Genomic DNA, 12,093 nt, shown 5'->3' on the forward strand with positions numbered 1-12,093 from the left:
TTGGATGTGGGTAATATGTTTTATAGAGCTTTTTGTTATAATAGGAATGAAAGGTATAGCAATGAAACAAATTTTTAAATCAAGAGAAAAGTTGTGGGTTTCTCTTATTATTATAGCTTTTGCTGTGTTATTGGTTACACCACAACTATTTACAAGAAAAGTCATTTTAGGTTCAGATTCCATCTTTCACTATAACAGATTCTATGAAGCTGCTATGCAACTAAAAAATGGTAACCTTTCTTACTTTTTATCTTTATATGGATTCCAACAGTCAGGCCGCATTGTCAATGCTCTTTACGGTCCTTTTTTTGCCTATTTACAAGGAGGGCTTGTTTTAATAAGTGGCACTTGGTTTCGTTATCAGATTGTGTCAAGGGTATTACTACATATACTGTCTGAGTCTTCAATGTATGCTTTGCTCAAGCAGTGTAAAGTTAAGACAACAATTGCCTTGTCACTAGGTTTACTTTATGCGACAACATTCTCTATTCAATACTGGACGATGCGTCAGGGGTTCTCTAGTTGGGGAGCAGCTTTACTACCTTTTTGTTTTATTCCAGCAATTCACTATGTCTTTTATCAAAAAGTAGAACCAATTAGACTTGCCTTATCTATGGCGTTGATTTTTCAGGTTCACGTACTTAGTGCTTTGATGCTAGTGATGATGTATCTTCCTTTTTATCTTTACACTTTTGTAAAGTCTCCTATCGCAAAGAAAAAGGAAACCTTCGTGCAAGTCCTTATAGCAGTCATTCTGTTCCTCTTACTGACTGTTAATGTCTGGTTAGTACTTCTATATTTGAGAGGGACTAATCACCTTTTAGATCCATTTATAAATAGAGAAATAGGTAAGAATGGGATAGATGGAACAGCAAGATACTGGCTATATACTCCAATTTCTTTAATGGTGTTACTCATTTTACAGTTTCTTTACGCTGTTTTGAATTGGAAGAAATTTGCTAGATGGAAAAAAATACTACATTTTATTTATTTTGTCTTCTTCTTCTTGTCGACAGGTCTTTTTCCGTGGCAGTATCTAGTAGAAAATGGAAATACATTTGCTGAACTGATTCAATTTCCATTTAGATTCTTTGTTCCTGCCACTATTTTACTTTTAGCAATTACGGGGTTAACGGTCACGCGATTTGTAAACTGGCGAAAAAGTATTGCTGTTTTACTCTTTGCCTTTGCGGGTGTTGGTCTTATTCAGAACATGATGGATACTACCGATCGTGTAAAAACGGCGGCACAAGATGGTGAACTTATTTCCATTGTTAAACATACTTACGTTGAAGGAGATTATCAGACGATAAGTCTTACCATGAATGACAGTGACTTGTCACAGTTTTTAAATTTAGTTGTCAAACCCACACCAGATTACGTACCTATTTATGGGACAATAGGTAAGCAGAACACTTATGATCTTTATTACGAAAATATCGTTACGAATCAGAAGGCAGAAAAGCTACTCGAAGATGGTTATCTTGTATTAACTTGGCAGGCTGCTGAAGGGGAGGAACTGAATCTACCGATAGTTGTCTATAAAGATTCTATCTTGACACTAAATGGTAAAGAACTAGACAAGGATGACTATGACTTGTCAACGATTGGTACACCGACCGTTTCCTCACAAGAAGGACAAAATAAACTTTTATTAAGTTATAAGGAGCCAGGATGGCTATTTGTAGCGTTATTGATTCCAATAATAGTCTTGGTAGTAATAGGTTTACAGTGGCTTTACACAAAAATAAGTATCAAAAAGGTTGCCTAGTGGTAACCTTTTTGCATTATTCTTTAATCATGATATAATTAAGCTTGCGTGCTTTTACGCTTCAAAATCGACCTTCAAATCGATATTTGAATAACTAGACCCTTCAAGTCTATGTTAATTTTTATTTGATGGGAGGAGTTATCTATGACTGATAATTCAAAAACACGTGTTGTTGTCGGTATGAGTGGTGGCGTTGATTCATCAGTAACAGCCTTACTTTTAAAAGAGCAAGGTTATGATGTAATCGGTGTTTTCATGAAAAACTGGGATGACACAGATGAATTTGGTGTGTGTACAGCAACCGAAGATTATAAAGATGTAGCAGCAGTAGCTGATCAGATTGGTATCCCCTATTACTCTGTCAACTTTGAAAAAGAGTACTGGGATCGTGTATTTGAGTATTTCTTAGCAGAGTACCGTGCAGGCCGTACCCCTAATCCAGACGTTATGTGTAATAAGGAAATCAAGTTTAAGGCTTTCTTAGATTATGCGATGACATTGGGAGCGGATTATGTGGCTACAGGACATTACGCTCAAGTTGTTCGCGATGAAGATGGCATTTTCCATATGTTGCGTGGTGCAGATAACAATAAAGATCAAACCTACTTCCTTAGTCAACTTTCGCAAGAGCAGTTGCAGAAAACGATGTTTCCTTTAGGACATCTACAAAAACCAGAAGTTCGTGAGATTGCTGAACGTGCAGGTCTTGCAACAGCCAATAAAAAAGATTCAACAGGAATATGTTTTATTGGTGAGAAAAACTTTAAAGAGTTTCTTAGTCAATACTTACCAGCTCAAAAAGGTCGTATGATGACTGTCGATGGTCGTGATATGGGTGAACACAATGGACTCATGTATTATACCATTGGTCAACGTGGTGGTATGGGTATTGGTGGCCAAAAAGGTGGAGATAATGCTCCTTGGTTTGTAGTAGGAAAAGATCTTTCTAAAAATATTCTTTACGTGGGTCAAGGTTTCCACCATGAGTCCTTGATGTCAACTTCTCTTGACGCTTCAATGATTCACTTTACTCGAGATATGCCAGAAGAATTTGAAATGGAATGTACAGCAAAATTCCGTTATCGTCAACCTGATAGTAAAGTTACTGTAAAGGTTAAAGGTGATAAAGCAGAGGTGATTTTTGCTGAACCTCAGCGTGCTATTACACCAGGTCAAGCCGTTGTTTTCTATGATGGTCAGGAATGTTTGGGCGGCGGTATTATTGACCAAGCGTATAAAGACGGAAAAGTTTGTCAGTATATCTAACTGGAGGTAAGTATTAACGATGGGTTCCCAATTGTTTTATGCATTTATGGCATTTTTCGCTATAATGAATCCAATTTCAAATCTTCCTGCTTACATGGCTTTAGTAGCAGATGATAGTCAAAAAATTTCACGAAAAATTGCTTTTAGGAGTCTTTTGATTGCCTTTGTTATTATAACTGTTTTTATCTTTTCAGGAGATTTCATTTTTAAAGTATTTGGAATTACAATTGTTTCTTTCAGAATTGCTGGTGGAATATTAGTGGCCGTTATCGGTTATCATATGATTAATGGTAATCATTCACCTAGCTATAAAGGAATGGAGCAGCAAGCAGTAAATTCAGATCCAATGTCTATTGCTATTTCTCCTCTTGCAATGCCGCTTTTTGCAGGACCAGGAACAATTACAACTGCCTTAAGCTTGGCTAATGGAGGTTTGCGGAATCAACTAATAACCGTAGTTGCTTTTGCTATACTATGTGTAATCACTTATCTCCTACTAAGAAGTGCAAAACAAATTGCAGGCTTCTTGGGAAAAAATTTGATGAAAATTATAACGAAAATGATGGGACTTTTACTATTCTCGATAGGAATACAGATGATTATCGTCAGTGTGCAGACCTTGATCAAACAGTGATTTGCATTGACAAAATGATTTGATTTGATAAAATAACTTTAACAATAGTCATGATGGTCAAAGCTCATGAGAATTGTACGTTTTTGCGTACAGTTTTCTGGAGTTTTGGCTATTTTTGTAGGAAAAAAATAAAGAAAGGATGGGGCAGTTGATTGTAAATCACTGCATAAATCTAAAAAATGTCTTACGAGTTTGATGAAAATTTTGATGTAATTGTTGTTGGTGCTGGTCACGCTGGTGTAGAAGCCTCCCTAGCTGCAGCCCGCATGGGATGTAAGGTTTTATTAGCGACTATTAACCTAGAGATGCTGGCATTTATGCCATGTAATCCTTCTATTGGAGGATCGGCCAAGGGTATTGTTGTCCGTGAGATTGATGCCCTCGGCGGAGAGATGGGTAAAAATATTGATAAAACTTATATTCAAATGAAAATGTTGAATACTGGTAAGGGACCTGCTGTCAGAGCTTTACGTGCACAAGCAGATAAAGCCTTGTATGCTATGACGATGAAGCATACAGTTGAGCGTCAGGAAAACTTAACTCTCCGTCAGTCAATGGTTGATGAAATTCTTGTTGAAGATGGTAAGGTAGTTGGTGTCAGAACAGCCACAAATCAAAAATACGGAGCAAAAGCGGTTATTGTAACAACAGGAACGGCTTTGCGTGGTGAAATTATCCTAGGTGAGCTCAAATATTCTTCAGGTCCTAATAATAGCCTTGCATCTGTTACATTGGCAGATAACCTGAGGGATCTTGGCCTTGAAATAGGAAGATTTAAAACGGGTACCCCTCCTCGTGTCAAGGCATCATCAATTAATTATGAAGAAACTGAAATTCAACCAGGTGACGAAAAGCCGAATCATTTTTCATTCTTGTCGAAGGATGAAGATTATCTTCAGGATCAAATTCCTTGTTGGCTAACTTATACGAATCAAGAGAGCCACGATATTATCAATAACAATTTACACCGTGCCCCAATGTTTTCAGGTATTGTCAAGGGTGTAGGACCTCGTTATTGTCCATCAATCGAAGATAAAATTGTCCGATTTGCCGATAAGAATCGCCATCAACTTTTCCTTGAACCTGAAGGAAGAGAGACTGAAGAAGTCTATGTGCAAGGCCTGTCAACTAGTCTTCCAGAAGATGTTCAAAAAGAGTTGATTCACTCAATTAAAGGTCTCGAGAAGGCAGAGATGATGCGAACTGGTTATGCGATTGAATATGATATCGTGCTCCCTCATCAATTACGTGCAACACTTGAAACGAAGTTAATTTCAGGTCTCTTTACAGCAGGACAGACCAACGGAACTTCTGGATACGAGGAAGCAGCAGGTCAAGGTCTAGTTGCTGGTATCAATGCAGCTCTGAAAGTCCAAGGTAAACCTGAGCTTATTCTCAAACGTAGTGATGCCTATATTGGTGTAATGATTGACGATCTTGTCACGAAAGGAACCTTGGAGCCATATCGTTTATTGACATCACGCGCAGAGTATCGTCTCATATTACGTCATGATAATGCTGACATGCGCTTGACACCTATTGGTCGAGAAGTTGGTTTGGTTGACGATGAACGTTGGAATATCTTTGAAATTAAGAAAAATCAGTTTGACAGCGAGTTGACACGTTTGTCAAAAGAAAAATTAAAACCAATTAAAGAAACGAATGAGAAAATTCAAGCTCTAGGCTTTAAGCCATTGACAGATGCCATGACAGCTAAAGAGTTTATGCGTAGACCAGAGATTGATTACGCCACAGCTACTCAGTTTGTGGGTCCAGCTGCAGAAAATTTGGACGCTAAGATTATAGAGTTGCTTGAGACTGAAATCAAGTACGAAGGTTATATCAATAAAGCTTTGGATCAAGTAGCTAAGATGAAGCGTATGGAAGAAAAGAGGATTCCCAAAAATATTGATTGGGATGCTATTGATTCTATTGCTACTGAAGCTCGTCAAAAATTTGAGAAAATCAATCCTGAGACCATTGGTCAAGCGAGTCGTATTTCAGGGGTCAATCCAGCAGATATCTCAATTCTGATGGTTTATCTTGAAGGCAATAATAAGGCCCGCAGAAAAGTAGATTAACGGTGGTAACACGTTTAAAAGCCTTTTAATTAAGGCTTTTTTATGTTATAATTGTTAGATTAAGAGGTTTTATATGAAAAGATTTCACTTTGCAACGATTCATCTTATAATGATTGGGTTAATTCTTTTTGGAATTGCTACTATTTTTGTTCGCGTACTAAAATCGGAGTCTGCCCTCATTTTTGCGCTTTTTATTATTATGGTAGTAGTTGTTGCCTTATTGCATTACCAAAAGACAACATATGAGTCCTTAGAAATAGAGCAATTAGATGAACTGAATCAGGATGTTGAAGATTCTTTGAAGACCCTTCTCGGAAAGATGCCTGTTGGGGTTATTACTTTTGATGAGAACGATCATATTGAATGGTTCAACCCCTATGCGAAGCTAGTACTTTCGGATGAAAATGGAAATTTCAATAAACAGTTGATTGCGGATTTTATTTCCCAGAAACGAAAAGGTTCGCCTTCGAATGTGATAACCGTTGGTGACAATAAATATGCCGCTTTTGTGGATTTTGACAATAAGTTGACATATTTTATTGACAATGTTTATGATCAAGATGAAAATGCTGATCCAAATATGACTCGTCCTGTTATCGGGATTATTTCAGTTGATAACTACGACGATGTGACAGGAAGTTTACCCGATGCCGATGTTTCAAAAATCAACACATTCGTGGCAGGGTTTATTTCTGAGTTTGCTAAGGCTAAGCATATTCATTATCGACGTATTGAAGGCGATCGTTTTTACTTCTTCACCAATTACAGTGTCTTGACAGAATTCATGTATCAAAAGTTTTCTGTCTTGGATGACTTTCGTCAGCAGGCTCAAGAGCGTGGTTTACCACTGACTTTGAGCATGGGAATTTCGTTCGGCACGCTTAAGCATGATCAAATCGGTCAGGTTGCCTTGCAGAATCTGAACATCGCACTAGTTCGCGGTGGAGATCAAGCTGTTGTCAAGGAAAACGATGATCACAAGGAACTTCTTTATTTTGGAGGAGGTTCTGTCTCAACAGTAAAACGTTCTCGTACAAGAACAAGGGCTATGATGACTGCAATCTCAGATAAGTTGAAAACAGTCGAAAAAGTGTTTGTTGTCGGACATAAGAATCTCGATATGGATGCCCTAGGGGCCACTGTCGGTATGGCTCATTTTGCTAGTCAAATTGTTCGAAAAAGCTATGCTGTTTACGATGATACGGCTATGAATGCAGATATTGAGCGTGCGGTCGAACGCTTAAAAGAAGATGGTCAATCACCTCTTGTTACACTTTCAGAGGCTGAAGAGTTAGTCAACCAACAGTCATTACTAATTATGGTTGACCATTCTAAAATCAATTTAACTTTGTCTAAGGATTTTTATGATCGATTTAATGAAGTTATTGTGGTAGATCATCACCGTCGAGATGACGATTTTCCTGAAAATGCTGTTTTGACCTTTATTGAAAGTGGGGCAAGCTCAGCCTGTGAATTGGTTACGGAGTTGTTGCAATTCCAAGGTGCCCCAGAACGTTTGAGTAAAATCCAAGCCTCTATCCTTATGGCAGGTATCATGCTAGATACTAAAAATTTCTCAACTCGTGTGACTAGTAGAACCTTTGATGTCGCCTCTTATCTACGTAGTTTAGGAAGTGACAGTGGAGAAATCCAAACAATCTCTGCTACTGATTTTGAAGAGTATCGACGTATCAATGAGCTAATTCTCTCAGGTGAACGTATTACAGATGATATCATTGTTGCCTCAGGTGATAATCCTAAATGTTATAATAATGTTGTGATTTCTAAGGCAGCAGATACGATGCTTGCCATGGCAGGTATTGAAGCAACTTTTGTTGTCGCTAGGACAAGCGATTCTACTGTGAATATCTCTGCTCGAAGTCATAAAACGATTAATGTACAACGTATTATGGAGAAAATGGGTGGTGGTGGCCATTTTAACTTAGCTGCCTGCCAATTGCGAGACTGTAGTGTTGCTCAAGCAAAAAATAAATTGATTGAAACTATTATGGGAGAGTTGGCTCCCAAGGAGGACTAAAATGAAAGTTATTTTCTTACAAGACGTTAAAGGTAAAGGTAAAAAAGGCGAAATTAAAGAAGTACCATCAGGTTATGCTCAAAACTTCTTGATTAAAAAGAATCTTGCTAAGGAAGCGACAAACCAAGCTATCGGTGAGTTGAAAGGCAAGCAAAAATCTGAAGAAAAACATGCAGCAGAGTTGTTGGCTGAAGCGAAGCAAGTTAAAGAGCAACTTGAAAAAGAAGAAAATCGTCTTCAATTTACTGAGAAGGTCGGACCAGACGGACGTACTTTTGGTTCAATTACAGCCAAAAAGATTGCAGAAGGACTTCAAAAACAATTTGGTATAAAAGTTGATAAACGTCATATTGAACTTGAACATCCTATTCGTGCGATTGGTCTGATTGAGGTTCCTGTAAAGCTTCATAAAGAAGTTAGCGCACAAATTAAACTTAACATCAAAAATAGTGCTGAGTAATTCGTTGACACTATAAGTAAATCTTGTAAAGGAGGGAATAATTGTGGCAGAGGCTCAAGAATTACGAGTACAACCTCATGATTTAGTAGCGGAACAGTCTGTTCTAGGGGCTATTCTCATTAACCCAGAAAAGTTGATTACAGTTCGAGAATTTATCGAAGCAGACGACTTTTACAAGTATTCCCATCGTGTCATTTTTAAAGCAATGGTAACGCTGTCGGATCGAAATGATGCCATTGATGCCACGACAGTACGTACCATTTTAGATGACCAAGATGACCTCCAAAATATAGGGGGTATTTCTTATCTTGTAGATTTGGTCAATAGTGTCCCAACATCCGCAAATGCTGAGTACTATGCTAAGATTGTGGCTGAGAAAGCCATGCTTCGACGTATTATAAATAGGCTGACAGAGACTGTCAACCAAGCATATGAGGGCGCAACGGAATCTGATGAAATTATTGCGAATGCTGAGAAAGCCTTGGTTGATGTTTCAGAGCATAGTAATCGTAGTGGTTTCCGCAAAATATCTGAAGTTCTTGACGTTAATTTTAATACCTTGGAGATGCGTTCCCAGCAAACATCAGATGTTACAGGATTACCAACAGGTTTCCGTGACCTTGACAAGATTACAACAGGTTTACACCCTGATCAATTAATTATTTTAGCAGCTCGCCCCGCAGTTGGTAAAACAGCCTTTGTGTTGAACATTGCTCAGAATGTTGGCACCAAGCAAAATAAAGCTGTTGCAGTCTTTTCATTAGAGATGGGTGCAGAAAGCTTGGTTGATCGTATGTTGGCAGCTGAAGGGATGATTGATTCTCATGCTTTACGTACAGGTCAATTGACAGAGCAAGATTGGAATAATGTTATGATTGCTCAAGGAGCACTGGCTGAGGCACCGATTTACATAGATGATACCCCTGGTATAAAGATTACTGAGATTCGTGCACGGTCCCGTAAATTGTCACAAGAAGTAGAGGGTGGTCTTGGTCTTATTGTGATTGACTACTTGCAGTTGATTACAGGTACGCGACCAGAAAATCGTCAACAAGAGGTTTCAGATATTTCAAGACAGTTAAAAATCCTGGCCAAGGAGCTCAAAGTTCCTGTAATTGCCTTGAGTCAGTTATCTCGTGGGGTTGAACAACGTCAGGACAAACGTCCAGTCTTATCTGATATCCGTGAGTCAGGATCTATCGAGCAGGATGCCGATATTGTCGCCTTCTTGTATCGTGATGATTACTACCGAAAAGAGGGTGAAGAACCAGAAAATGCGATTGAAGATAATACCATCGAAGTTATCCTAGAAAAAAATCGTGCTGGTGCGCGTGGAACAGTCAAGTTACTATTCCAAAAAGAATACAATAAATTTTCATCGATTGCTCAGTTTGAGGAATCATAATTTTCAGATTTAAGGAGATATATATATGAGTGATGCATTTGCAGATGTTGCTAAGATGAAAAACATCAAGGAAGCTATTAAGTCACATGAAGGTCAGCTAGTAGAATTGACCCTAGAGAATGGGCGTAAACGTGAAAAGAATAAAATTGGTCGATTGACAGAAGTTTATCCATCATTGTTTATTGTTGAATATCAAGACTTCAGTTCCCAAGCAGGAGCTATTAATAATAGTTATGTTGAATCTTACACTTATTCAGATATTTTGACTGAGAAGACTCTCATTCGTTATTTGAGTCCTGAGGAACAAGCTGAAATCGAAAATAAATAAGAAAAAGCCTTTACTTGGGCTTTTTTTCGTGGTAAAATATTTAGGTATGTGAAATAATAGCAGGATAAAATGAAGCTCGTCAACAGGAAGTCGGCTAGAAAAGTAACCTTTGCTGTTTGGGCGAAGTCTTTCTGAACGAATCAGGTTTATCTAAAACGTTATTTCCTAAAAATATTTTTTATAGGAGGACATTATTAATGTCACGTTATACAGGTCCATCATGGAAACAATCACGTCGCCTTGGTTTCTCACTTACAGGCACAGGTAAAGAATTGGCACGTCGTAACTACGTACCAGGTCAACACGGTCCAAACAACCGTTCAAAACTTTCAGAATACGGTTTGCAATTGGCTGAGAAACAAAAACTTCGTTTCTCATACGGTTTGGGTGAAAAACAATTCCGTAACTTGTTCGTACAAGCTACTAAAGTTAAAGGTGGAACACTTGGTTTCAACTTTATGGTTCTTTTGGAACGTCGTCTTGACAACGTTGTTTACCGTCTTGGTCTTGCAACTACTCGTCGTCAAGCACGCCAATTCGTAAACCACGGTCACATCCTTGTTGACGGTAAACGTGTTGATATCCCTTCATACCGCGTTGAAGTTGGTCAAGTAATCTCAGTTCGTGAAAAATCAGCTAAAGTTCCTGCTATCCTTGAAGCAGTAGAAGCTACTATCGGACGTCCAGCATTTGTATCATTCGATGCTGAAAAACTTGAAGGTTCATTGACACGTCTTCCAGAACGTGATGAAATCAACCCAGAAATCAACGAAGCACTTGTCGTTGAATTCTACAACAAAATGCTTTAATTTTAAAATTCATTTTGCAAAAAGCCCGTTGTTATGGGCTTTTTCTTTGTTTTAAAATACTGTTTCAGCAATTTGCTTACCTTTTTGCTTACTTTTATATAGATTTTAGAGCCATTTCATAGAATGAGACGGCTTTTTTTGCGTTCTCTTTTGATAAGTGACTGTATGTGTCCATAGTCATTGAAAGAGTAGAATGTCCTAGGCGGTGTTGCAACTCCTTATAAGGAATACCCGAATTAAGGAGCAAGCTAGCATGAGTATGTCGGAAACCGTGGAAACCTATATTATTTACCCCAGCACGTTTAAAGTGTGTTCTTAATCGAGTTTGTAAGGTACGGTTATTAGGGTATTCGTGTACAAAGTCCGAGAATACCACTGTTTCAGTCCTGCCTAGTTTCCAAGCCTCTTGGGTTTGTTTACGTTGGTATCTTTTCAGCATGGTTATGGTTTGCTGATCTATGTCGATATCTCGGTAACTAGCTTTTGACTTAGGACTGTTTACCTCTTGTTTATAGTTTAAAGTCTTGGTGATATGGACAACCGAGTTATCAAGGTCAATATCAGACCATGAGAGAGCCAAAGCCTCGTTAATACGGCAACCAGTGGCAAGTAAGAACTTATATAGCACGGTTTCATAGTAATAACGGTATCTATTACTATCTAGGCTATCTAAGTAATCAATGAATTGTCTTAGTTCCTCGTTGTTAAAGTGCTTAACCTTTTGTCGCTTTGCTTTTTGGATATTTCTAGGGAGAATAACCTCACGCGCAGGGTTAAACGGTATAGCTTGCATGACTACGCCATACTGTAAAATACGCTTGTTAAGCGCGTGTATCTTGTCATAATAGAGATAAGCCCCCGTTTCTCCTTTGTTGGTCTTATTAGCAACCTTATTGATAATCGACTGTATTAGTGGAGTTGTTAGCTTATCTAGTTTAAAACTGCCAAACAAAGGCAAGATATGGTTATTTAAAATCTTGTAAACATTATCTTGGGTGTTAGGCTTTACAGTATCCTTATAGCTATCCCACCACAAAAAAGCTAGTTCTTTATATGTTGTAATAGTGCTTGCCTTAAAGCGTGTTGATCCATTAGCTTTAAAATCAAATTGCGCTTGTTGGACTTTGGTCTTGAGTTCTTTCTTTGTCCTAGCAGTTACTTTAGTTGTAACTTTCTTGCCAGTGATTACATCAACACCAAGATAAACATTAGCACGATAGACGGTTGACCCGTCTTTTTTCTTTATCTCGTTAATTTCCATGATAAACCTTTCTAAACATCAGCAGGCAAGTCTGTATTTC

General features: G+C 38.2%; 10 protein-coding genes. 9 read left to right on the plus strand and 1 reads right to left on the minus strand.

The window, feature by feature from the left end:
* The first annotated feature begins 61 nt into the window (after positions 1 to 61).
* The 9 genes from H7T98_RS02580 (at position 62) to rpsD (ending at position 10,792) form a co-directional block, all read left to right on the plus strand.
* The gene (locus H7T98_RS02580) at positions 62 to 1,771 is read left to right on the plus strand and encodes a hypothetical protein (RefSeq protein ID WP_201061198.1); all 1,710 of its coding nucleotides are present in this window, start codon (positions 62 to 64) and stop codon (positions 1,769 to 1,771) included.
* 144 nt (positions 1,772 to 1,915) lie between these two features.
* Positions 1,916 to 3,037, plus strand: coding sequence for a tRNA 2-thiouridine(34) synthase MnmA (gene mnmA / locus H7T98_RS02585; protein ID WP_021144749.1), 1,122 nt, complete (start codon positions 1,916 to 1,918; stop codon positions 3,035 to 3,037).
* Positions 3,038 to 3,056: 19 nt separating this feature from the next.
* The gene (locus H7T98_RS02590; protein ID WP_073686048.1) at positions 3,057 to 3,671 is read left to right on the plus strand and encodes a MarC family protein; all 615 of its coding nucleotides are present in this window, start codon (positions 3,057 to 3,059) and stop codon (positions 3,669 to 3,671) included.
* 179 nt (positions 3,672 to 3,850) lie between these two features.
* Positions 3,851 to 5,752 carry a tRNA uridine-5-carboxymethylaminomethyl(34) synthesis enzyme MnmG gene (mnmG, locus tag H7T98_RS02595; RefSeq protein WP_201061200.1) on the plus strand — a complete coding sequence of 634 codons (1,902 nt, stop codon included), beginning with the start codon at positions 3,851 to 3,853 and terminating at the stop codon, positions 5,750 to 5,752.
* Between the two features lie 73 nt (positions 5,753 to 5,825).
* Positions 5,826 to 7,790 (plus strand): DHH family phosphoesterase, encoded by a 1,965-nt coding sequence (locus tag H7T98_RS02600; protein ID WP_037602376.1) that lies wholly within the window; start codon positions 5,826 to 5,828, stop codon positions 7,788 to 7,790.
* Between the two features lies 1 nt (position 7,791).
* Entirely contained in the window at positions 7,792 to 8,250 is a 459-nt protein-coding gene (rplI, locus tag H7T98_RS02605; protein WP_002885729.1) for a 50S ribosomal protein L9, read from the plus strand.
* A 43-nt stretch (positions 8,251 to 8,293) separates the two neighbouring features.
* Complete coding sequence (gene dnaB, locus H7T98_RS02610) at positions 8,294 to 9,655, plus strand: replicative DNA helicase (RefSeq protein ID WP_002892156.1); 1,362 nt, start codon at positions 8,294 to 8,296, stop codon at positions 9,653 to 9,655.
* 25 nt (positions 9,656 to 9,680) lie between these two features.
* Positions 9,681 to 9,983 (plus strand): Veg family protein, encoded by a 303-nt coding sequence (locus H7T98_RS02615; RefSeq protein WP_002885699.1) that lies wholly within the window; start codon positions 9,681 to 9,683, stop codon positions 9,981 to 9,983.
* A gap of 197 nt (positions 9,984 to 10,180) precedes the next feature.
* Positions 10,181 to 10,792: a 30S ribosomal protein S4 gene (rpsD, locus tag H7T98_RS02620; protein ID WP_002885833.1), complete on the plus strand. Its 612-nt coding sequence runs from the start codon at positions 10,181 to 10,183 to the stop codon at positions 10,790 to 10,792.
* A 94-nt stretch (positions 10,793 to 10,886) separates the two neighbouring features.
* Here the strand turns inward: rpsD and H7T98_RS02625 are convergent, their stop codons facing one another.
* The gene (locus H7T98_RS02625) at positions 10,887 to 12,053 is read right to left on the minus strand and encodes a tyrosine-type recombinase/integrase (RefSeq protein ID WP_201061202.1); all 1,167 of its coding nucleotides are present in this window, start codon (positions 12,051 to 12,053) and stop codon (positions 10,887 to 10,889) included.
* Between the last annotated feature and the right edge of the window lie 40 nt (positions 12,054 to 12,093).

This window comes from Streptococcus sp. 23.2, from assembly GCF_016648665.1.
Taxonomy (GTDB): domain Bacteria; phylum Bacillota; class Bacilli; order Lactobacillales; family Streptococcaceae; genus Streptococcus; species Streptococcus salivarius_E.

Bases quoted from the DNA above. Each gene is read 5' to 3' on its own strand.
- H7T98_RS02580 (WP_201061198.1), top strand. From the start codon at position 62: ATGAAACAAATTTTTAAATCAAGAGAAAAGTTGTGGGTTTCTCTTATT.
- H7T98_RS02625 (WP_201061202.1), bottom strand. From the start codon at position 12,053: ATGGAAATTAACGAGATAAAGAAAAAAGACGGGTCAACCGTCTATCGT.
- mnmG (WP_201061200.1), top strand. From the start codon at position 3,851: ATGTCTTACGAGTTTGATGAAAATTTTGATGTAATTGTTGTTGGTGCT.
- H7T98_RS02600 (WP_037602376.1), top strand. From the start codon at position 5,826: ATGAAAAGATTTCACTTTGCAACGATTCATCTTATAATGATTGGGTTA.
- H7T98_RS02590 (WP_073686048.1), top strand. From the start codon at position 3,057: ATGGGTTCCCAATTGTTTTATGCATTTATGGCATTTTTCGCTATAATG.
- rpsD (WP_002885833.1), top strand. From the start codon at position 10,181: ATGTCACGTTATACAGGTCCATCATGGAAACAATCACGTCGCCTTGGT.
- mnmA (WP_021144749.1), top strand. From the start codon at position 1,916: ATGACTGATAATTCAAAAACACGTGTTGTTGTCGGTATGAGTGGTGGC.
- H7T98_RS02615 (WP_002885699.1), top strand. From the start codon at position 9,681: ATGAGTGATGCATTTGCAGATGTTGCTAAGATGAAAAACATCAAGGAA.
- rplI (WP_002885729.1), top strand. From the start codon at position 7,792: ATGAAAGTTATTTTCTTACAAGACGTTAAAGGTAAAGGTAAAAAAGGC.